We start from the raw sequence: 21,837 nt of genomic DNA, 5'->3' as shown, positions 1-21,837 counted from the left end.
ATGGAACATACTAAAGGTCATTCTAGAAAATTAGAATGGCTTTACTTTTTAACTTTAATTTCTTATTAGGGAATCTATTATATTAATTCTTGATAAGCAAAGATATAGACTTCAAACTTATAGTAGTTAATAAGAACTGATTACAATATTAATACCTGATAAGAAGTATGAGATTATATTATGAAAATAAATTTATTATTTAAAATAGGTTACTAAAAGGGGAGGGGTATTTATGAGTATAGACTGTATATCTAAAGTCAAAATTAAAAATGGAGAAGAACTAATCTTACGTAAGCCAATAAAAGAGGATGCAAAGAATATTATTGAATATCTTAATATAGTTGGTGGCGAAAGTGACAATCTATTATTTGGAGCTGGAGAAGTTACATTTTCAGTTGAAGAAGAAATTTCATTTATTGAAAGTATAAATAAAGATAAAAATTCACTTATGATAATTGGATTAATTAATAATAAAATAGTAGCTGTAGCACAAATAAGTAGTCCAAGTAGAAAGAGAATTGCTCATAATAGTGAAATTGCTATATCAGTAAAGAAAAAATATTGGAGTATTGGCGTTGGAAGTGTTGTTATGGGTCAATTAATTAAATTTGCTAAGGATAGTGGAGTTACTAAAAATATTATTCTTGGTGTTAATGCTACTAATGATAAAGCTATTAAATTATATGAGAAGTTTGGATTTAAGAATGTTGGAGTTCATAAAAATTACTTTAATATTAATGGAAAGTACTATGATGAAATTATAATGGATTTATATATTTAATTATTTGCAAATATAGTTTTAAGCATATAGTTACAGAAGTTTAAAGAATGCTCTAAATCAAAAGTTCCATCTATTTCTGACTTATAATCTTTCAAAGCTGTATTTATTAATGAAATATATTGCTTTGGAAGATTTTTAATTCCCCATTCTCCTCCTTGTTCTTTTGATAAAATTAACCCTTTATTTTTATATGCTAATACACGACATAAATTTAAAATAACATATACAGGATTATCTTGAATAAGTTCTGATGCATTTTCTATATCAGCTTTAATACTATCAAAATATTCATTTTTAGGTATAGTTCCAAACACTTCAGAGATGGCTTTTCCATTAATAGTATATCATACACTTTTGATAACAGTAAAATGTGCAGCTAAATCCTTATCACTTCCATTCATTGACTTACAATATTCTCTTAAGTTATTTTTGCAACTTTGTAAATGAGTAATTGAATAGTGTAGTTCAAATGGTGTTGGATAAACAAAGTTTTTACAAAAAGTTTCTAAGACTACGCTCATTTCATATTTTTTAATAAGAGAGCTATCAGATAAAGAAAGGAGAGCCTTTATTAATTCTTCTTTTTCTTGTATAGTAGGGGTTTCATTCACTACTACTATAAAATCTATATCACTTTTTTTATAATTAAAGCATCCAAAGGCAAGAGAACCGTGCACATATATTCCAGTTAACTCATTTCCTAAAATCACCTTATATTTATTAGAAATTGTATTTAAGATCTCATTAGGTTCCATCATAATTAATATTTACTCCACACTTTATTTTTAGTTGCCTATAAGTAATAAAATGCCTCATATTAGTTTACTATTCATTGATTTTCATATTGTAAACACCATTAGGATTATTTAAAATGCACTTTTCAATTTCATCTATTTCAGCAATAGCATCGTCCATTGTAGGATACATACCTAATAAAGTTCTATTGGATGAAAATATACTATTTGGTGCAAATCTACCCCATACAAGGACTTTATTTCTTTCATCACCAATAATAGAAGAAATCTCTACTTTAAATACATTAACCAATTCCTTTTTTGATTGAGTTCTAATCCACATAAAAGCCGTCCCCTTTTTTAAAACATAAACATTAGAAAAATATGCCATAATTATAAATTAATTATAGCATATTTTGTAAATAGTTTACTATTCGATTTTTAAATTATTGGGTTAATAACGTCAGTATAGGCTTAAATCATAACTGCTACTTATTAATGATTATATCAATATTTTCTCTATCTTTAACTTGTCCAATGATTCGAGCCCAAGGTGTATAAGATTCCATCCTAGATAAATATTCCTTTGCATCTTTGTCAGGCATTGATAGAAGTAGACCACCAGATGTTTGAGGATCAAGTAATGCATCTACCATTTCAGTTGAAACATTAGCTAAGGATTTAAAAGAGTTTTTTAGGTAATCACGATTATTGTACATTCCTTCAGGAAGAATACCCATTTTTGCATATTCTAATGCCTTGGGAAGTATTGGAACACTTTCACTGAATATTTCTATAGTCTTATTGCTTCCGCTTGCCATTTCAAAGCTATGTCCAATTAAACTAAAGCCTGTAATATCGGTACAAGAGTTAACCTTCAATCCATTAAAGGCTTCTTTAGCATATTTATTTAATTCAGTCATTACCTTAGTTACTTCTTTTACTTCATTTTCAGATAAAAGTTCAGCCTTATTAGCTGTATTTAAAATACCAACACCAATAGGTTTAGTTAATACTAGAACATCTCCAGTTTTAGCATTACTATTTGTTAAGATTTCATTTGGGTGAGCAAAGCCTGTAACGCAAAGACCGTATTTAGGCGTTGGGTCTGCAATTGTATGTCCACCTGCAATAATTGCTCCAGCTTCTTGTACCTTACTATATCCACCAGCTAAAATATCATGCATTATTTCAGGGTCTAAGCAAGAAGGGAAGCAAAGTAGATTCATTGCAATAGATGGGTTTCCTCCCATGGCATATATATCACTTAAAGCATTACTTGCAGCTACTTGTCCAAAAGTATACGGATCATCTACCATAGGTGGAAAGAAGTCAACTGTTTGTATTATTACTTTATCATCAGATACTTTGTAAACAAGAGCATCATCTTTTTTATCAAAACCAACAATTAAGTTAGAGTCTTCAAATTTAGGTAAGTTTTGAAGTACAGAATCTAAAACACCAGGACCAATCTTTGCCGCACAGCCAGAAGTTTTAGTTAGGGAAGTTAATTTTATATTTTCTTTCATTAGTAATTCCTCCTATCAATGTTTAAATTAATAATTTATATCAAAAGACATTAAAAATTATAATTAAACATTAATTTTTTAAGTAAAATATCAAAATTTAATTTGTATAGTATTTAATTCAAAAACACTTTTCAATAATTATTATAAATCTAAAGAAGGAATAACAATAGTAAAAATATAAATTTTTAGATAAGATTACATAATTTTAGTTTATTTTTACAATTAAGAAATATATAATTTATATTATTAGAAGTAAAGAAAAAATGAAATGGAAGTAGAATAATGAAGAAATTATCAGTGACAAATGATTTTGAAAGTATAGTATTAAATGACACAAAGCTTTTAGATGTTAGAGCTCCAATTGAATTTGAAAAAGGAGCAATGATAAATTCAGTAAACATGCCAATTTTAAATAATGAGGAAAGACATATTATTGGGATATGTTATAAGGAAAAAGGCAATGAAGAAGCTACAAAGCTTGGTTATGAAATAGTATCAGGAAAAGTTAAAGAATCTAGAGTAAAGGCATGGGCAGATTTCATAAATGAGAATCAAAATTCTATGATTTATTGCTTTAGAGGAGGCTCGCGTTCAACTATAGCACAACAATGGATATATGAAGAAACAGGAAAAGATATAGTAAAATTAGATGGAGGATATAAGGCTTTTAGGAATTACCTTATAAATTCATTAGATCCCCAAAATATAAAATCAAAACCACTAATATTATCTGGATATACAGGTTCAGGAAAAACAATATTATTACATAAAATAAATAATTCAGTAGATTTAGAAGGCCTAGCTCACCATAGAGGATCTACCTTTGGTCATCATATTACACCTCAGCCAACACAAATAAACTTTGAAAATAATTTAGCTTATAGATTGATTAAACATGAAAATAATGATTATAAATATATGGTTCTAGAAGATGAGGGGAAAAATATAGGTAAGAGCTTTATTCCAAAGGCATTTTTTGAATATATGCAAAGTGGAGATGTGATATTTCTAGATGCTTCTCTAAATGAGAGAATAGAAAATATATTAGAAGAATATGTGATAAATGGACAAGAAGAGCATAGAGAAGTATTTAAAAGTGAAGAACTTGCCTTAGAAGCCTGGCTAAATGATATGATATCAAGTATGGAAAGAGTTAAGGGAAAGCTTGGTGACAGAATACATACAATAGTTAAGGAACTTAAACTATCATACAATGAACAGTTAACAACTAATAAGATAGATAAACATAGAAATTGGATAGAGTTATTTTTAACTCAGTACTACGATCCTATGTATAAGCATTCTTTATTAAAATCTAATAGAAATATTATCTTCAAGGGGAATAGAAATGAAGTGAAGGAGTATATTGAGAAGATGGAGAGATAGTTTGTTTAATTATAGAGATATAAATGTGGGTAGAATTATTTATGGGGAAGCTTACCTCTGGAGAATCCAAATTACTAGAAAGAACATTAAGAATTAATATTTGATTTTTAAAGCTAAGTATGTTTTGTAGAACATATTTTTAGTATAAGTAAATAGAAATCAATATCAAGTTTTATTAAAGAAAATTTTAATTAATGTATTAATAAAGCAAATGCAGGTTAATAATTAAATCATTAAGATATTATATTTATTAGGATAGATGAAAATCTATCCTGTTTTTGTACAAAGTTTTTATTTAGAGATAGACTTTTGCATTATTCTTTGGCAAGTATATTAGGAATCAATTCAGTCAAATCTGTCTTATTATTAATAAAAATATAGTTAAAATTTGAATAAAAAATAATTCTAAAAAGTAAATTTTCTATATTAAAAAATTATTGCAATAAAAAAATCAGTATATTAATATAAATCTGTGAAAAAAGTATATATAAGTTAAAACTAAACAATTTTATACAATTTTAGAGTGAGATTTATAAGCAGTCTCTTAGTGTTTTATTATATAAAGGAAGGGAGAATAAGAGATGAGACATGGAACATTGATAACACTAAGAAAAAGTAAAACTTTTATTGTAATGTTAATAGTAATTATGTGTACTATTATTTATCCAAAGAGTGTAAGAGCTGAGGAAAGTAAAATAATTAGAGTCGGATTTCCAAGTGTAAGTGGTTTCACCGAAAAAAAAGATGGAGGTTACACAGGATATGCCTATGAATATTTAAGAGAGATATCCATATATACAGGTTGGCAATATGAATTTGTAGAAAAGAACCTTGAAGAACTTTTGGAAGACTTACGTAATGGTGAGATTGATATTTTAGCAGGAATGCTTAAAAATGAAGCGACTATGCAAATTTATGACTTTCCTAAATATGATTCAGGCATGACATATACAACTTTGGCAGTTTTAGACAATAATAGCTTTGATGAATCAAAATACATTATATTAGATGGAATGAAAGTAGGTTATCTTGAAAAAAATGTGAATGGCCCAAATGTTTTTAAAGAATTCTGTGAAGAAAATAAGATTAAGGATATTGACCTCATTTCATATTCAAGTGGTAATGGAAGACCTTTTCTGTTAGAAAAAATGAAGGATGGAGAAGTAGATGCTATTATAGGAGGAGACTTAACTGTAGATAGTAACGAAAATGTTATTGCTAAATTTGGAGGAAAACCACATTACTTTGCTACCACCAAGGGAAATTCAGAAGTTATAGAGGGACTAAATAGAGCTATTTATAAAATTAAAGACGATAATCCCTATTTTGACCAAACCCTTTATAGTAAATACTTTGTGAATAATTACAATAATAATTTAGTAATGACTAAAGATGAGGTAAATTATATAAAACATATGAATTCAATAAGGGCAGCATATGTTGATGGTTTAATGCCGATTCAATATTATGATGAAGATACTAATCAACCAAAGGGGATTTTTGTTGATGCTATGAATTTAATATCTGAAAGAGCTGGTATTAAATTTGATTATGTTAGAGCTAAAACCTATAATGAAGCCTATGAAATGATGAGAGATGGTCAAATTGATATAATTATAGGGGCTGTGAATGATTATTCAATTGCAGATAAATATGATTTTATGCTAACAAAAGTATATTTAGATTATGAGGTATTAAAAGTAGTAAATAACGAAAGAAACAACAATGAAGTTAAAGAGATTATTGCTTTGCCAATAGGGCATGATCCGCTTAATTTAACTGGTGAATATGAAATTAAATATTATAATAATATGGAAGAATGTTTAAGGGCTGTTGATGAAGGCATAGCAACATCAACTTATGGTAACAGTTACTCTATCTCTAATTATAGTGCAGTGGGATACTATAATAATATAAAAGTTATTTATACTGGAGATGAAAGCGAAATAGCAGTAGGAATATCTAATAAAATAGATAGTTATGCAAGAGATATTCTTAATAAAGCTGTGTATAGTTTATCTGATAAAGATATAGAAAATATTGCTCAGAAGAATACCTTAAATATTAAGCATTCTATTAGTATAAAAGATTTTTTCTATACTAATTTAGTTTTATGTTTAAGTATAATTAGTATAGTCTTAATTATAATTTTTGCATTAATTTACATAATATTTAAAATGAGATTTAATAAAATAAAGGAAGATAAGCAAAGATTATTTGAAAAAACACAGATAGATTCATTAACAGGAGTTTACAATAGAGAAGCCTGTGAGAAATTAGTTATGGAATATTTAAATGAAAAAGATGTCTCATTATATTGTGCGTTTATTATCATAGATATAGACTATTTTAAACAGATAAATGATCGCTTAGGACATAAGGTAGGAGATGATTTATTAGTAGATTTTAGCAAAATATTAAAAGAGTCTTTTTCAAATAAGGATATTATTTCTCGTTTAGGAGGAGATGAATTTATTGTTTTTATAAAAGATATTGAGGAAAATAATATAAGGAGTATTGAAGAAACACTAAAGAAAGTGTGTAAATTAATGGATAAGGAAATAGAGTATAATGATATTAATCAAAGGATATCTCTTAGTTTAGGTTGCGTTATGACAAAATTTAAAATGAACTTTAATAAACTATATACCATTGCGGATGAAACACTCTATGAAGTAAAGCGTAATGGTAAGAATGGGTATAAGATAAAAAAGCTTAATTAACTTAATGTATTTTTAACAAGAGTTCTATTAATATATTTAAGCCTATTTTTATGAATAAAATTTTAATTATAAGTAATGGTGAATATTTGAAATTAAGAAATTACTTTATCAAATAAAGTATTGACAATAATAATTAATTTGAATAGAATATAGAAAAGTAAATTCTTTGAAGGAAAAAGTAGATATTGTTAGTATCCAAAGCGAGTAGGGTTGGTGAGAGCCTATGAGAAAGGCAATATTGAAGGACATTCTGGAGAGGCTTATTTGAAATATAAAGTAGGATAAGACGGGTATCCTCCGTTATAGGGACTTGAGATGATAATGTATTAATACATTGTTGAATTAGGATGGTACCGTGAATATGCATTCACTCCTATTGGGAGTGGATGCTTTTTTATATATAAAAGAGCTCATTATATATAGAGTATTGTCTTAATTTAAGTAAACATTATTAAAAAAGGGTGGTACCGCAAGCAATTTGCCCCTTGAGTTTTTTACTCAAGGGGATTATTTTTTTGGAGGTAAAAAATGAAGAGAAGATTAATAAGTGAATTAAATGGATTAATAGATGAAAAAGTATGTGTACAAGGATGGGTTTATAAATTTAGACGATTAAAGTTTATTACCTTTGTAATTATTAGGGATAGATCAGGCTTAGTTCAATGTATAGTAGATAATAATAAATTTGATATATCTGAAATTGGTATAGAATCTGTAGTATCTATTATTGGAAAGGTTAAAGAAAGTAATAATAAATTAAACCCCTTTGAATTAGAGTTGGAAGGCATAGAAGTTATTTGCAAGGTAAAAGATGAGCTTCCAATAGAAGTAAATAAAGAAAATTTGGAAGTGAATTTAGATACAATGCTTAATAATAGGATATTAAGTTTAAGACATCCGAAAATAAATGCTATTTTTAAAGTGCAAAATTTAATAGTAAGTTCATTTAGAGAATTTCTAAATAAAGAAGGATTTACTGAAATTAATACACCTAAAATTGTTAAAGAAGGGGCAGAAGGTGGCACAGAAGTTTTTGAGGTGAAGTACTTTGAAGAAAAAGCTTATTTAGCACAAAGTCCTCAATTTTATAAACAAATGATGGTTGCTTCAGGCTTTGAAAGAGTATTTGAAATAGGTCATGCTTATAGGGCAGAAGAGCATAATACTAATAGACACCTTAATGAATATATAAGTATGGATTTAGAAATGGGATTTATTGAAGATGAATCTGATATTATGGATTTAGAAGAAAATCTATTAAAATATATTATAGAATCATTAGAAATTAGTGGTAAAGAGTATTTAGAATTATTACAAGTTGAATTACCGACAATTCATAATAAAATACCTAGGATTAAATTTGAAGAATCAATTAATATATTAAAGGAAAATTATAATAAAAATGATTTAAAGGGAGATCTAGATCCAGAGGCAGAGAAGCTTTTATGTAAATATGTAAAGGAAAATTTAAATAGTGATTTTGTATTTTTAACTAATTATCCAAGAAAAAAGAGACCTATGTATACAATGCCTCTCGGAGAAGAAGGAACACATAGTTTTGATTTATTATTTAAAGGAATAGAGATAACTACTGGTGGTCAAAGAATACATGATTATAAAAGGTTATTAGAAAATATGAAGTATAAAGGACTAGATGCCAATAATTATGAAAGTTATTTAGAAATATTTAAATATGGGATGCCAAGACATGGAGGGTTAGCAATTGGACTAGAGAGGATAACCGCTAAACTTCTAGGTTTAGAAAATGTAAGAGAAGCAACATTGATAACTAGGGATAGGAAAAGACTTATACCATAATATTAATTGATAATAATTGTTGCATAAATCATTACAGCAAATTTGAATATGATATATAATATTGTTAATAATAAATTTTATTAATAAAAAATAGGAAGTGTTTTTATGATTAATATATTAGGTCAAGTTATGGTTTATGTATATAACCAGGATGAAGCAGTAAAGTTTTGGACTGAGAAAGTAGGTTTTACTGTTATATCAGAAGAAGATAATGGTGAAGGGATGAGGTGGATTGAAATAGCACCTCAAAAGGATTCTCAAACAACTATTGTACTACACAATAAAGAAGTAATTGAAAAAATGAATTCAGGAATTAATTTAGGAACTCCATCCTTATTATTTTTCACTGAAGACATAGAAAAATTATATAATAAGTTAACTAATAATAATGTAACTGTAGGAGAAATAATTAATATGCCTACAGGTAAAACTTTTAATTTTGCAGATAGTGAAGAAAATTATTTTGCTGTAATTGAAAGAAAATAAGAATATAATTCTATATATAAATAGAGTATGCTTATTTCACATACTCTATTTATATATGTCGATAATTTTTGTATACAATTCAGTATGCTAAGTAAAAAGAGATAAATCTTATTATTAGGAGTCATACTTTCACAGAATTCTTTGGAATTCAAAGCTTAGCATTAAAATTGAAAGAGAATAATAAAGAAATTGAAATAGTAAGACTTTATGAAGAGCATTATGAAGCTAATATAAAATAAAAGATAATGACTAGAAATACTATAACTTAAAAAGATTTATCAATTAAAATATAGTCTACCATGATTATGAGTAGCCTATGTATAAAGATATTAAAAAAGACGGTGTAGGGCGTATTACACCAGATATTGAGGAGAAAGACATATGAGTATAAAAATGATACATCATGTATGCATTCAAACAGGAAAGTATAAAGAATCACTAGATTTTTACACAAAAATACTAGGTTTTGAGATAATAAGTGAAACTCCTAATTTTCATGGAAGAGATTTTAATACATGGATTAAACTAGGCAGTTTTATGATTGAGCTTCAAACACCTAAAAAAGGTGATATATTTAATGATTGGAGTTCATTAAACTCTGGACCAGTTCATTTAGCCTTTATGGTTGATAATGTAGAAGAGGAATATGAAAGAATTAAGTCTTTAGGATATAAGAATTTTAAATTAAAAAACGGTGAAGTAGTTTATAAAGTACTTGGACAAAATTTATTAAAAATAAAGGCTCCAGAAGGAACTGAAATAGAGATGAGAGATACTGATATTACATAAACTTTATCGGCAAAAGTACTTATCATATTTTCTAAATATTATTTTTAAGTAAATATAAGGGGATTTAAATAATGAAAAGTTTAAAGGTTGGATTGATTCAACATAAAGCAATAGCAAATAATATAAATAATAATTTAGAGTTAGGATTAAGATATGTAACTGAAGCTAAAAAGTTAGGTATAGATATAGTTCTTTTTCCCGAGATGTGGTCAAATGGATATAATCCTCCTTATGAAGAGGCTTTTGATAATCCACTAGATGAAAACTATGAAAATGAACGAAAAAAATGGCTTGCTGAGGCAGTTGATGAAGAAAGTGAGTATATTAAGTCATTTAAAAGGATTGCTAGAGAGTTAGAAATAGGAATTGTAATAACATATCTTTCTAAAGGAAAAAATAGACCTCAAAATACAGCCTTAGTTATTGATAAAACTGGGGGAATTTTAATGAAATATTCCAAGGTACATACTTGTGACTTCTCCTTAGAAGGATTACTAGAAAGTGGCGATGAGTTTAAAGTGTGTGACTTCTGTGGTGTTAAACTTGGAATAATGATTTGCTATGATAGGGAATTTCCTGAAAGTGCTAGGATTTTAATGTTAAAAGGAGCAGAAATAATACTTGTACCTAATGCTTGTGATATGAATCCAGCTAGAATAAATCAGTTATCTACTAGAGCTTTTGAAAATATGACGGGTATAGCAATGGCTAATTATCCCGGTGATAACTGGGGGAATTCTTGTGCATATAGTCCTATAGTTTTTGATGATAATGGAAAATATATTGATAATAAAATTATTTCAGCCAATGATATTAAGGAAGATATAATAATTGCTGAATTTGATTTAGAGAGTATTAGAAACTATAGAAAAAGTGAAACCTGGGGAAATGCATATAGAAAGGTTAAGGCATATGAAGATTTATTGGATCCTAAGGTTGAAGAACCTTTTATACGATAAAATAATATTATTCAAAAGAGATGTTGTCGCACAATGAAAAATTAATGAAAAAACTCCCGAAGGAGTTTTGAATAAAATTATTTAGATTCCTTTTTATCTTCCCAAAGTTGCACGCGTTCTTCAAAGCTAACTTCTTTATATACTTGATGTAGCATCCATATATAAGAAAATTCATCACTGAATATGGCATTTGCTACACCATAGTCAGGAAGCTCTGTTAATGGCTGTATTTCTTTACAACCTTCATTTAATGCTTTCGAATAGGTTTCCTTAATATCTGGTACAATGATATTAAACCAAATAGGTTTAGGATCATCCTGAGTTGGTGCAATTAATCCAAATTGCGGACTTTCATCTAACATATGAAAACGAACTCCGTAAAGGGTAAATACAACTTCATTTTCACCTTTAGGAAGCTCAGTGGCTTCCACAACCTCTATTTCAAATATCTTTTTATATAATTCTAAGGCTTTTAAGCTGTCTGAAACAACCATATCTATTTCTACTCCAACCATGTTAAGTCACTCCTTTTGTAAATAAATTTATTACACCAAGCAACAATTAATGAAAGTTTTAATATATAAGGATGTAATTATAATCAAAAGATACGTTACAGAACTATATAGATAACTATCAGGAAAATGTTGGTATAATAAGTATTTTAAATCGGTATATCATAATTATATTCAAAATCAATAAGTTATAATGATATATATTAGATTTACAATATGTATAAAAACTTATAACAAGAATTTATATTATTAGAAGGGATAAGTTTAAGGTGTATCTTATTAAGTGATTATTTGATTTATATAGGAGAAATATTTTTATCTTTTTTGAAGAATACTAATTCTAAAAGGAGAATCATAGATATGAAAGTAAAGTTAGTATGTCAAAGAGATAATGAAACAAAAGAAGTAGATTTGCCTATGAATGAAGAGGAGTTATTAAGGATTCAAGGAACTGTTCTTGATAGAGATACGTTAGGATATGTAGCAGGAATAGGTATAAAATATTATGATGAACAAGGAAATGAAGTAGAGAATATATTTCTATTAAATAGGCAGTTACAAAAGTGATGAGATAGATTTGATTTTTAATTATCATTTTAAATTTTAGGTTATAATAAAAGTTGTAGTTACATAAAAACTATATCTAGAAACAGTGTATGTTAAAATATTTTAGATATAAATTAAAATATAATTAATATAATAGCTGAAATAATTAAATTTAATACCATTTTATATTAGATAAATGCATGTTTATAGGTATATAAAAGTGGTTATTTGTCGATTATTGAAATAATAGATTTACAAGTATGAAATATTATTGTATAATAAATTTCGTTGAAAATAGAATAAATAAGATAGAGGATGCAGTATTTAAAAGTAAGTTTGTGGAGTTTAAGCAAACAGAGAAGCAAGCCAAAAGGAAAAACTGCCGAAACATATGGTTGAAAGCTTTAAGACTATATAGTTGGGGTTATGTAGAATATACATAACACTGTCATAAATTTATTTATGGTGAGCTATCATGATGGGTATATTTTATTATTTAAAAATTGATTATATACATTTCTCAATTTATAAATAATACAGTGGAAAATATAGTCTTGAGTGATTTGCTTCACTCAAGGCTTTTTTATGTATTACAAAATGAGGAGTGATAGTAATGAATTTAGCAAGTTTAAAGAAAGGCTTAGCTAAAAAGAAATCAGGGGAAGGGTTTAAAGTACCACATACCCTAGTTATAATAAGCATAATACTAGTAATTGTTGCAATAGCAACATATATAGTTCCTGGAGGCTCATATGAAAAAATAGTGAATGAAGCTGGTAAGACAGTAGTTGTAGATGGATCATTTAAGTATATAGAAAGTAATCCACAAGGAATATTTGCTTTATTACAAGCACCTATTCAAGGAATTATAGCTGGTGCTGAAATAATAGCATTTTTATTTGTAGTAGGTGGATCATTTAATATAATTACAAGAACAAAAGCAATAGATTTTGGAATCGTTCGTATAGTTAATGTTTTCAAAGGAAAAGAAATACTAATAATACCAATACTATTTACTATATTCTCTCTAGGTGGAGCAGTATTTGGAATGACTGAAGAAGCAATTCCGTTTATTACAATGATGGTACCACTAGTATTAGTATTAGGATACGATAGTATAGTTGCAGTAGCAATTACATATTTAGCATGTAATACTGGGTTTGCAGCAGCAATGCTTAATCCATTTAATGTTGGAATAGCTCAATCAATAGCTGAATTACCAATGTACTCAGGAATAGAGTATAGAACAATAGTATGGATAGTATCTACAATAGCATCAATAATATTTATTATGTTTTATGCTAATAAAATAAAGAAAAATCCTAAGTTAAGTCCTGTTTATGAAAGTGATGAGAAAAAGCGCCAAAGTTTATCTAGTGTTGAAAATATAGATGATAAAATTTCATTACCTCACAAGATTATATTATTATTACTTGTAGCATGTATAGGTATAATAATATGGGGAGTATTAGCAAAGGGATTTTGGATAACAGAAATAGGATCAGTATTCTTAGCAATAGGAGTTTTATCAGGTATAATTGGAAGATTATCTGCTGATGAAATGGCAGATGCATTTATACAGGGTGCAAAAGATATGATAGGTGCAGCAATAATGCTAGGATTTGCAAGAGCTATATTAATCATAGCAGAAAATTCTAATATAATAGATACTATATTATTCCAATTAGCAAGGGTCATAGGTACTATACCTGGAATACTAGCATCATACATAATGCTACCAGTACAAATGATTATTAATTTCTTTATAAGTTCAGGCTCAGGACAAGCGGCATTAACAATGCCGATACTTGCACCGCTTGGAGATTTAGTAGGTATTTCTCGTCAGTTAACAGTATTAATATTCCAATTAGGAGATGGTTTCTCAAATGCAATGTTCCCAACATCAGGAATACTAATTGCTTGTATAGGACTTGGAGGAATTCCTTATTCTAAATGGTTAAAATGGATATTACCACTACAAGCTATACTATTTACACTTGGAATAGTATTTATAACAATAGCTCAAGTAATTGGATGGAGCTAATAAGTTATTAGATTTTATAAAAATATAAGAGAAATAAACTATAAGCCAATGATATTAAAGTTATCATTGGCTTATATTATTTATAAGAAAAGAATAGCTTTTGGTATAATAGATATAGGACAAAAGAAAGCTTAAAAAGTCGGGATATAAACCTTTTATGATGATAAGATTAGATTAACGAATTGCAAGAGAGGTAAAAAATATGGAATGGATTGAAAGTATTAGAGAAGCTATTTCCTATATTGAAGATAATATTACAAAGGATATATCCATAAAGGAAATTGCAGATAAGGTAAATATTTCTCCTTTTCATTTTCAAAAAGGATTTGGAATGTTATGTGGATATTCCCTAAGTGAGTATATTAAGGGAAGAAGACTTGCACTTGCTGGCAGTGAGGTTTTATCTACTGATGAAAAGATTATAGATATTGCAATAAAGTATGGATACGATTCTCCAGATAGTTTTACCAAAGCTTTTACAAGATTTCATGGAGTTACACCATCAGCAGTTCGAAAAGAGGGTGCAATGATAAAGTCCTTTGTTGCCCTTAAAATAAAATTTTCGTTGGAAGGTGGATATATTATGGACTACAAGATAATTGATAAGGAAGAATTTAAAGTTATAGGAGCATCAAAGAAATTCAAATATGATTCAGCATTTGTAGAGGTGCCGTCATTTTGGAATGAGCATATTTCACAAGGGAAGCTAAATGATATATGTGGAATGTATGGGGTTAACATTGATGAAGAAATGGGTGGTAATGAATTTGAGTATCTTATTGCAGAGGATTATTCAAAAGAGAAGGAAGATATGGAAGGATATATAGTTAAAATAATTCCTAAGTTTACTTGGGCTGTTTTCCCTTGTTATGGGCCAGGTCCAGAATCAATTCAAGAAACTAATAAGAAAATATTTTCAGAGTGGTTACCTAACTGTAGAGATTATGAAATTGCTGCAGGTTATAATATAGAAATGTATAATGACCCAAGTAAGTATGAAAATGGAGTTTTAGATAAGAATTACTATAGTGAAGTTTGGATTCCAGTAAAGAAAAAATAGTGTTTAACTAAGATATTAATATATAGAATCTATTTTTAGATAAAATTAATCCATAAGGATTTAATATTTTAATATAATTTATTTAACCTAGAAATTGAAATTACCTAAAAGTAGTATATGAAATTATGAGGATGCTGAAAATGAGATTTCAGCATCCTCATTTTTAAAAGATAGTAGTCAATTTTTATTTTAAATGGAATTAAAGTACATATACTGAGTATAATAATACAAATTTGTAGTATGAATAAAATAAATAGGAAATTGTAATTTACAAAGGGTTATGGAAATATATGTATTAAAAATAAATAGAAAGGAAATTCTTATGTTTTCGATAATAGGAGCAATTTTATTTTCAATAGTAGCTATTTTGACTATTCTAGTAGCAATAGGTTTACCATTAGGTGAGTTTACCATGGGAGGACAACATAAAATATTACCTAATAGATATAGAGTAATGGCTGGAATTTCAGTATTTATTCAAATTTTTGCTATTATTATAGTGTTACAGACAGATGGATTCATTCCATTATGGTTTTCTCTTAAGGTAACTAAATATATCTGTGCCTTCTTTGCTGGGTATCTATTGTTAAATACTATTATGAACTTAATGTCTAGGAGTAAAAAAGAGAGAAATATTATGACGCCTCTATCATTTATTACTGCAATATGTTTTTGGATAACTGTATTTAGTAATTAAAGTGGAGTATAAATAAGAATTATAAAATAAATTTATTATTATATAAATTTATTTTATAACTGGACAATATGATTACTTCAGTATAATTATGTTGGTAAAGACTCTATTATAAATAATGTTTGTAGAAATTAAAAATCTATTAGTATTAAATCTTAGACTATAAAAGCAAGAATTAGTAATTCACATATTTATATGTATGAGAATAATCTATTAATGAAGAATTTTCGTTAATGGAGGTATCTAGTGGGATACTATGTTAGAGTGGAAACTAATGTAACAATTTTTGTAGAAGATCTTAATCCACATGCAGATAAAACAATTTTATTTATACATGGGTGGCCTGGTAGTCATGATTTATTTGAATATCAATTTGATCAGCTTCCTAAAAAGGGTTATAGATGTATAGGGATAGATACAAGAGGATTTGGTGATTCAAGTAAACCTTTTGAAGGCTATGACTATAATCGTTTGGCAGATGATGTGAAAGCTGTAGTAGATGCATTAAAATTAAATAATTTTACCCTTGCAGGACATTCAACTGGAGGTGCAATAGCAGTAAGATATATGAGCCGTCATAAAGGTCATGGAGTATCTAAATTAGCTCTTTTTGCGGCTGCAGCACCTAGCCTTATAAAACGTGATAACTTTCCATATGGAGTAGACAAGGAAGTAGTAACTAACATTATTCAAGGAACATATACAGATCGTCCTAAAATGCTAAGAGATTTTGGCGATATATTTTTCTTTCAGCATACAACACAAGCCTTTTCAGATTGGTTCTTTCAATTAGGCTTAAAGGCAGCAGGATGGGCAACTGCAGCAATAGCAAATACATGGATTAATGAAGTCTTATTTTCTGATTTAGAAAAAATAGATGTTCCAACTTTAATCATCCACGGTATCCATGATAAAGTTGTGCCATTTGAATTAGGGCAAATCCAAAATCAAAAAATTAAAAATTCTAAACTTGTACCTTTTAAATATAGTGGACATGCATCATTTTATGATCAAAAAGATAAATTTAATGATGAATTAATGAAATTTATAGAAGAGTAGAAAATTAAAGATATAAAAATAGTAGCTTTCTAATTAATAGTTAGCTACTATTTATTTTCTACCATTATTTCTATCTTCACACAATATTGGGTTTCATCTTTAGTGGAAAGCTCATTTAAAGGATATTCTTCATAGGCATCACTACAAATTTTAAAATTATTTTCTTTTATATATTCATATAACTTAATATAAAGATCATCTGATTCTCCATAAGCACATCTACCATAGAAAACTACATACTTACCTTCAGGTTTATAAGTATTATGGCCATTTAATATTTTAAAATAGTATTGCTTGGCATATAAGGGATTTTCAGTTTGAATATCATCTTTACTAATAATAGCACCCAGGGGATAACCTATTTCAATTCCATTTTCATAGGCATAATTATAAAATGATATAACGAAATCTTCTAGAGTATCATCAGAATGTCTTGTAGGAATTAATGGACCTAAGAAAATAGGTTCTTTCTTTTTATATTCAATACTTATAGTATTTTCTTCATATTTAATAGCTTCCTCAGCCATATCAACATAAAGCTGCATAACCTCTAATATACGTTTAAGCTTTTTTATTTCGGTTAATATATGTTCTTTTTGAGAACTAAATAAAGAAAACATCTCTTCAGGAGTACGAATATCAATATACCTTTTAATTTCATTAATTCCAATTCCGATTTCCCTTAAAGAAATAATTAAATATGCTGTAGATAATTGATTTTGTGAATAATATCGATAACCATTTTTACCACGAAATTCTGGAGATAGAAGTCCAATTTGGTCATAATACCTTAAGTTTTCACGTTTTATTCCAGTTAAAAATGAAAATTCTTTGATTGTCATTTGAGATTTATTTTTCATAACATCCTCCAAAGTTTAAAATAAAGTATTGACATTAAAGTTACTTTAAGCTTTATAATACCACTTGAAATAATTATTTGCAAAAATTTTTTACATAATGGAGGTAGACTATGAAGTATTTAAAATTGTTTCTAAAAGAGAAAAAAGGCAAAGTTTTAATGACATTAATTATGCTTTTAGGACAATCAATTGGAACATTGCTGATTCCATTTTTAATAGCAGGTATTGTAGACAATGGAATTTTAAAAGGCGATATAAATGAAATTACAAGAATAGGAATACAAATGCTGCTAGTTCTTTTAGTAACAACAGTTGCAGCAGTACTAGGTAGTTATTTTTCTGCTGATATTGCTGCAGCTTTAGGATTTTATATGAGAGATAAGATATTTAGAAAGAGTCAGGAGTTATCTATTCATGAATTTGATAATATTGGAGTATCATCAATGATTACACGTACCACCTCTGATATCTCTAATATGCAACAGACTTTTGGTTTAGCACTGCAGTTAATAGTCCCAGCACCACTTGTTATTGGATCATCTATTATTATGACTGCTTATACTAATGAAACTCTAGCCTTAATACTAATTGCATCTATAATAATATTTATTATTTTTGCATGGATAATACTTAAGAAGTCGACAATTATTTCTAAAAGGGTTCAGAGCAAATTAGATCACATTAATCAGGTGATAAGAGAAGCTATAACTGGAATACGTGTTATTCGTGCTTTTGGAAATGAGAAATACGAAGAAGGAAGAGCAAGAAGTGCTTTTGAAGGTTATGCAACAGATATGGTAAAGCTAAACAAGTTATTTGCCGTATTAAATCCTATAGTATGGCTTATAATGGGATTGTCTATGGCTATTATAGTATGGCTTGGCGGAGTACTTTCTATGAATGCTTCAATGGAAATAGGAGAAATAACAGCGGTTACTGAATACTCAATTATTACACTTAGTTATTTAATTCTCGCTACAACAACAAGTGTTACTCTTCCTAAAATGAAATCATGTCTTGATCGTATAGAGGAAGTTCTAGAAATTAATCCAGAGATTAAGGATTTAAAGCTAGAAAAGAAAGAGGTACAAGCTAATAATACAGTTGTTGAATTTGATAATGTATCTTTTATATATCATGGTGCAGAGGAAGAAGTTATAAAGGATTTATCATTTTCATGCAAAATAGGTGAGACAACAGCAATTATAGGGAGTACAGGTTCCGGTAAGAGTACTATTGCTAATCTTATATTAAGATTACATGATATTAATAGAGGAGAAATTCGTATAAATGGAGCTGATATAAGAAGCTTTTCTCAAAAAGAACTTAGAAATAAGGTAGGGTATGTTCCTCAGAAAGCTTTATTATTTAGTGGAACAATTGAAGACAACTTAAGAATGGGATATGAAGATGCGACAAATGAAGAAATGAAAAAAGCACTAACTATTGCTCAAGCAGAAGCTTTCGTAGATAAATTACCAAAGGGAATAAAATCAGAAGTTTCTCAAGGAGGATCTAATTTTTCAGGTGGACAGAAGCAACGTCTTTCCATTGCTAGAGCTCTTGTAAGGAAGGTTCCAGTTTATATTTTTGATGATAGTTTTTCTGCTTTAGATGTAAAAACAGATTCAGCATTACGTAAATCTCTTAAAGAAAACATGAAAGATACTGCTAATATAATAATTGCTCAGAGAGTAAGTACTATAATGGATGCAGATCAAATCCTTGTGCTAGATGAGGGAAAACTAGTTGGTGTTGGAAAACATGAAGAACTAATGAAAAATTGTTCAGTATATCAAGCAATTGCTAAAAGTCAGATGAATATTAAGGAGGCTTGATTTTAATGGAAAAAGATAAAGAAATAGATATAATGGAATTTCATGAGGATATTCCTAGAAATACAAAAAAGACTATTAAAAGGTTAATGATAAGATTATCAGATCAAAAGAAAAAGTTAATAATAGTAGGCTTATCTACTTTACTTGGAAGTGCATCCTATGCAGTTATGCCATTATTAGTTGGTAGTGCTATAGATAATTTAGTAACTGCAATTCGTAGTTTTAATGGATCTTTAAGTGTTATTAAGGTAGTAACAGATGCACTTTTTATACCAGTTTTAATGTTAATAGGAGTTTCTATTATTAGCAGTTTAGTATCTTACATTCAGCAATATATAATAGCTAGCATTGGTGAAAACTTGACTCTATCACTACGTACAGAAATAAGTGAGAAAATTAATAGATTACCACTTAAATATTTTGACTCACATAAAACAGGTGATGTAATGAGTAGGGTAACAACTGATCTTGAAAAAGTATCACAAGTAATGCAAGTTGGCTTTATGCAGTTTATATCTTCTTGCTTTACAATTGTACTTACAATTATTGCGATGCTTATATTAAATCCAAAGTTATCATTATTAATCTTTGTATTTATTGGAATTAGTGCTGTAGCAACCAACTATGTATCAAGTTTAAGTCAACGTTACTATGGTGAAAATTTTGCTGCTATGGGAGAATTAAGTGGAAAAATTGAAGAAGTATATTCAGGTAACAGAATTATTAAGGTCTTTAATCAACAAGATAAAACAATTGAGGAAGTTTCAGAGCTTAATAAAAAGCAGTTTGAAGCAAATAGAAGAGCACAGTTTGTTGACTTTGCGATATATCCAACTATAAGGCTTTTAAATCAATTAGGATTTATAGCTACTGCTATTGTAGGTGGGATGATGGCAATTGGTGGACAAATTTCTCTAGGTGCTATTCAAGCGTTTTTACAATATGTAAATCAAGTTTCTGAACCTATTACTCAAGCTTCTTATGTTATAATGGCTCTGCAATCTGCAATTGCTGGTGCAGAAAGAGTTTTTGAATTATTAGATGAAGAGGAAGAAATTGCAGATAGTAAATTTAATGAGATTTCTTTTAAAGAAAACCCTATAACTGAAGGTAGAGTTAATTTTGAAAATGTAAAATTTGGTTATACTAAAGAGAAAACTTTAATAAAAGACTTGAATCTTGAAGTTAAACCAAATGAAATGGTAGCAATTGTTGGACCAACAGGTGGAGGAAAAACAACTTTAATTAATTTAATTATGCGCTTCTATGAATTAAATGGAGGTTCCATATCAATTGATGGTATTAATATAACTGAAATACCAAGAAATATATTACGTAGGCAAATAGGTATGGTACTTCAAGATACATGGTTATTTGAAGGTACAATAGCTGAAAATATTGCCTATGGTAAGATGGATGCTACCCGCGAAGAAATTATAGCTGCTGCAAAAGCTGCTTGCTGTGATCATTTTATTCGTACACTTGAGCATGGTTATGATACTGTAATATCAAGTGAAACAGCAAATGTATCTCAAGGTCAAATGCAGTTATTAACTATAGCTCGTGCTATGCTAACTAATCCTAGTATTATGATATTAGATGAAGCTACATCAAGTGTAGATACTAGAACAGAAGTAGAAATTCAAAAAGCTTTATCAAGGCTTATGAAGGACAAGACTAGCTTCGTCATAGCTCACAGACTTTCAACTATTCAAAATGCAGATATGATACTAGTCGTAAAAGATGGAGATATAGTAGAGAGAGGGAATCATGAAAGTCTTTTAGAACAAAATGGCTTCTATGCATCACTTTATTATAGCCAGTTTGAAGTTGCTAATTAAAAAATAACTATATTAGGATTAAGGAAATAATTCCTATATTTTAAAAGTTGCTATATCAGATTGATTTTATATATTAATTCTGATATAGCTTCTTTTTTATTTAATATGCTTAGAATCTATAATATTAAGTAACTCTTACTTGTTTTTATTTTTATTATTAACAGGAAGAAGGGGAATT

General features: G+C 28.2%; 20 protein-coding genes, 1 riboswitch and 1 other annotated feature. Of the genes, 14 read left to right on the top strand and 6 right to left on the bottom strand.

All coding sequences use genetic code 11. The features are described from left to right. Positions 1-232: 232 nt before the first annotated feature. Positions 233-781, top strand: a complete 549-nt coding sequence (locus E5347_RS05420; protein WP_136005320.1) for a GNAT family N-acetyltransferase — start codon at positions 233-235, stop codon at positions 779-781. On the opposite strand, the gene E5347_RS17070 is transcribed toward E5347_RS05420, so the two are convergent. From E5347_RS17070 to selD, 4 genes are all read right to left on the bottom strand, one after another. Next, positions 778-1,095, bottom strand: coding sequence for a DUF4111 domain-containing protein (locus tag E5347_RS17070; RefSeq protein ID WP_243109727.1), 318 nt, complete (start codon positions 1,093-1,095; stop codon positions 778-780). The two genes, E5347_RS05420 and E5347_RS17070, sit on opposite strands and share 4 nt — an antisense overlap. Before the next feature lie 30 nt (positions 1,096-1,125). Beyond that, complete coding sequence (locus E5347_RS17065) at positions 1,126-1,539, bottom strand: nucleotidyltransferase domain-containing protein (protein WP_243109726.1); 414 nt, start codon at positions 1,537-1,539, stop codon at positions 1,126-1,128. Between the two features lie 67 nt (positions 1,540-1,606). Beyond that, positions 1,607-1,858 carry a hypothetical protein gene (locus tag E5347_RS05410; protein WP_136005318.1) on the bottom strand — a complete coding sequence of 84 codons (252 nt, stop codon included), beginning with the start codon at positions 1,856-1,858 and terminating at the stop codon, positions 1,607-1,609. 145 nt (positions 1,859-2,003) lie between these two features. Next, the gene (gene selD, locus E5347_RS05405; protein WP_136005317.1) at positions 2,004-3,044 is read right to left on the bottom strand and encodes a selenide, water dikinase SelD; all 1,041 of its coding nucleotides are present in this window, start codon (positions 3,042-3,044) and stop codon (positions 2,004-2,006) included. A gap of 282 nt (positions 3,045-3,326) precedes the next feature. Here selD and mnmH point away from each other — a divergent pair, with 282 nt between their 5' ends. The 6 genes from mnmH (at position 3,327) to E5347_RS05370 (ending at position 11,205) form a co-directional block, all read left to right on the top strand. Continuing rightward, positions 3,327-4,430, top strand: a complete 1,104-nt coding sequence (mnmH, locus tag E5347_RS05400; protein WP_136005315.1) for a tRNA 2-selenouridine(34) synthase MnmH — start codon at positions 3,327-3,329, stop codon at positions 4,428-4,430. 581 nt (positions 4,431-5,011) lie between these two features. Beyond that, positions 5,012-7,153, top strand: coding sequence for a GGDEF domain-containing protein (locus E5347_RS05395; RefSeq protein ID WP_136005313.1), 2,142 nt, complete (start codon positions 5,012-5,014; stop codon positions 7,151-7,153). 157 nt (positions 7,154-7,310) lie between these two features. Then, positions 7,311-7,531: a binding site (T-box leader), on the top strand. 150 nt (positions 7,532-7,681) lie between these two features. Beyond that, positions 7,682-8,971, top strand: a complete 1,290-nt coding sequence (gene aspS, locus E5347_RS05390) for an aspartate--tRNA(Asn) ligase (protein WP_136005312.1) — start codon at positions 7,682-7,684, stop codon at positions 8,969-8,971. Positions 8,972-9,076: 105 nt separating this feature from the next. Further along, the gene (locus E5347_RS05385) at positions 9,077-9,457 is read left to right on the top strand and encodes a VOC family protein (protein ID WP_136005311.1); all 381 of its coding nucleotides are present in this window, start codon (positions 9,077-9,079) and stop codon (positions 9,455-9,457) included. 381 nt (positions 9,458-9,838) lie between these two features. After that, positions 9,839-10,246: a VOC family protein gene (locus tag E5347_RS05375; RefSeq protein ID WP_136005309.1), complete on the top strand. Its 408-nt coding sequence runs from the start codon at positions 9,839-9,841 to the stop codon at positions 10,244-10,246. Positions 10,247-10,317: 71 nt separating this feature from the next. Next, positions 10,318-11,205, top strand: a complete 888-nt coding sequence (locus E5347_RS05370) for a carbon-nitrogen hydrolase family protein (RefSeq protein WP_136005308.1) — start codon at positions 10,318-10,320, stop codon at positions 11,203-11,205. A 77-nt stretch (positions 11,206-11,282) separates the two neighbouring features. Here E5347_RS05370 and E5347_RS05365 read toward each other — a convergent pair whose 3' ends face one another. After that, complete coding sequence (locus E5347_RS05365) at positions 11,283-11,720, bottom strand: VOC family protein (protein ID WP_136005307.1); 438 nt, start codon at positions 11,718-11,720, stop codon at positions 11,283-11,285. Positions 11,721-12,077: 357 nt separating this feature from the next. Between E5347_RS05365 and E5347_RS05360 the strand changes: the two genes are divergently transcribed. The 5 genes from E5347_RS05360 (at position 12,078) to E5347_RS05340 (ending at position 17,120) form a co-directional block, all read left to right on the top strand. Beyond that, positions 12,078-12,284: a hypothetical protein gene (locus E5347_RS05360; RefSeq protein WP_136005305.1), complete on the top strand. Its 207-nt coding sequence runs from the start codon at positions 12,078-12,080 to the stop codon at positions 12,282-12,284. 280 nt (positions 12,285-12,564) lie between these two features. Continuing rightward, positions 12,565-12,744, top strand: a riboswitch (Lysine riboswitch). Between the two features lie 132 nt (positions 12,745-12,876). Next, the gene (locus tag E5347_RS05355) at positions 12,877-14,307 is read left to right on the top strand and encodes a YfcC family protein (RefSeq protein WP_136005304.1); all 1,431 of its coding nucleotides are present in this window, start codon (positions 12,877-12,879) and stop codon (positions 14,305-14,307) included. 202 nt (positions 14,308-14,509) lie between these two features. Next, on the top strand, positions 14,510-15,367 hold the full coding sequence (locus tag E5347_RS05350) for an AraC family transcriptional regulator (protein WP_136005302.1): 858 nt from the start codon (positions 14,510-14,512) through the stop codon (positions 15,365-15,367). Positions 15,368-15,689: 322 nt separating this feature from the next. Further along, a complete protein-coding gene (locus tag E5347_RS05345; RefSeq protein WP_136005301.1) occupies positions 15,690-16,064 on the top strand; it encodes a hypothetical protein in 375 nt (124 codons plus the stop codon). A 243-nt stretch (positions 16,065-16,307) separates the two neighbouring features. Further along, entirely contained in the window at positions 16,308-17,120 is an 813-nt protein-coding gene (locus tag E5347_RS05340; RefSeq protein ID WP_136005299.1) for an alpha/beta fold hydrolase, read from the top strand. A gap of 47 nt (positions 17,121-17,167) precedes the next feature. Here E5347_RS05340 and E5347_RS05335 read toward each other — a convergent pair whose 3' ends face one another. Next, on the bottom strand, positions 17,168-17,980 hold the full coding sequence (locus E5347_RS05335; RefSeq protein ID WP_136005298.1) for a MerR family transcriptional regulator: 813 nt from the start codon (positions 17,978-17,980) through the stop codon (positions 17,168-17,170). A gap of 110 nt (positions 17,981-18,090) precedes the next feature. On the opposite strand from E5347_RS05335, the gene E5347_RS05330 reads away from it, so the two are divergent. Together E5347_RS05330 and E5347_RS05325 are read left to right on the top strand one after the other, a co-directional pair. Further along, positions 18,091-19,818, top strand: a complete 1,728-nt coding sequence (locus tag E5347_RS05330) for an ABC transporter ATP-binding protein (protein ID WP_136005297.1) — start codon at positions 18,091-18,093, stop codon at positions 19,816-19,818. A 5-nt stretch (positions 19,819-19,823) separates the two neighbouring features. Beyond that, complete coding sequence (locus tag E5347_RS05325) at positions 19,824-21,659, top strand: ABC transporter ATP-binding protein (RefSeq protein ID WP_136005295.1); 1,836 nt, start codon at positions 19,824-19,826, stop codon at positions 21,657-21,659. Positions 21,660-21,837 lie beyond the last annotated feature (178 nt).

Origin of the sequence: Clostridium sartagoforme (genome assembly GCF_004794105.1) — a bacterium.
Classification (GTDB): Bacteria; Bacillota; Clostridia; order Clostridiales; family Clostridiaceae; genus Clostridium; species Clostridium sartagoforme_B.
The sequence above is the reverse complement of the archived record's forward strand: the minus strand, read 5'-3'. Positions and strand labels throughout refer to the sequence as shown.

Coding starts and splice junctions, on each gene's coding strand:
- mnmH (WP_136005315.1), top strand. CDS start 3,327: ATGAAGAAATTATCAGTGACAAATGATTTTGAAAGTATAGTATTAAAT.
- E5347_RS05345 (WP_136005301.1), top strand. CDS start 15,690: ATGTTTTCGATAATAGGAGCAATTTTATTTTCAATAGTAGCTATTTTG.
- E5347_RS05385 (WP_136005311.1), top strand. CDS start 9,077: ATGATTAATATATTAGGTCAAGTTATGGTTTATGTATATAACCAGGAT.
- E5347_RS05355 (WP_136005304.1), top strand. CDS start 12,877: ATGAATTTAGCAAGTTTAAAGAAAGGCTTAGCTAAAAAGAAATCAGGG.
- E5347_RS17065 (WP_243109726.1), bottom strand. CDS start 1,539: ATGATGGAACCTAATGAGATCTTAAATACAATTTCTAATAAATATAAG.
- aspS (WP_136005312.1), top strand. CDS start 7,682: ATGAAGAGAAGATTAATAAGTGAATTAAATGGATTAATAGATGAAAAA.
- E5347_RS05370 (WP_136005308.1), top strand. CDS start 10,318: ATGAAAAGTTTAAAGGTTGGATTGATTCAACATAAAGCAATAGCAAAT.
- E5347_RS05325 (WP_136005295.1), top strand. CDS start 19,824: ATGGAAAAAGATAAAGAAATAGATATAATGGAATTTCATGAGGATATT.
- E5347_RS05410 (WP_136005318.1), bottom strand. CDS start 1,858: ATGTGGATTAGAACTCAATCAAAAAAGGAATTGGTTAATGTATTTAAA.
- E5347_RS05335 (WP_136005298.1), bottom strand. CDS start 17,980: ATGAAAAATAAATCTCAAATGACAATCAAAGAATTTTCATTTTTAACT.
- selD (WP_136005317.1), bottom strand. CDS start 3,044: ATGAAAGAAAATATAAAATTAACTTCCCTAACTAAAACTTCTGGCTGT.
- E5347_RS05395 (WP_136005313.1), top strand. CDS start 5,012: ATGAGACATGGAACATTGATAACACTAAGAAAAAGTAAAACTTTTATT.
- E5347_RS05375 (WP_136005309.1), top strand. CDS start 9,839: ATGAGTATAAAAATGATACATCATGTATGCATTCAAACAGGAAAGTAT.
- E5347_RS05365 (WP_136005307.1), bottom strand. CDS start 11,720: ATGGTTGGAGTAGAAATAGATATGGTTGTTTCAGACAGCTTAAAAGCC.
- E5347_RS05350 (WP_136005302.1), top strand. CDS start 14,510: ATGGAATGGATTGAAAGTATTAGAGAAGCTATTTCCTATATTGAAGAT.
- E5347_RS05360 (WP_136005305.1), top strand. CDS start 12,078: ATGAAAGTAAAGTTAGTATGTCAAAGAGATAATGAAACAAAAGAAGTA.
- E5347_RS05420 (WP_136005320.1), top strand. CDS start 233: ATGAGTATAGACTGTATATCTAAAGTCAAAATTAAAAATGGAGAAGAA.
- E5347_RS05330 (WP_136005297.1), top strand. CDS start 18,091: ATGAAGTATTTAAAATTGTTTCTAAAAGAGAAAAAAGGCAAAGTTTTA.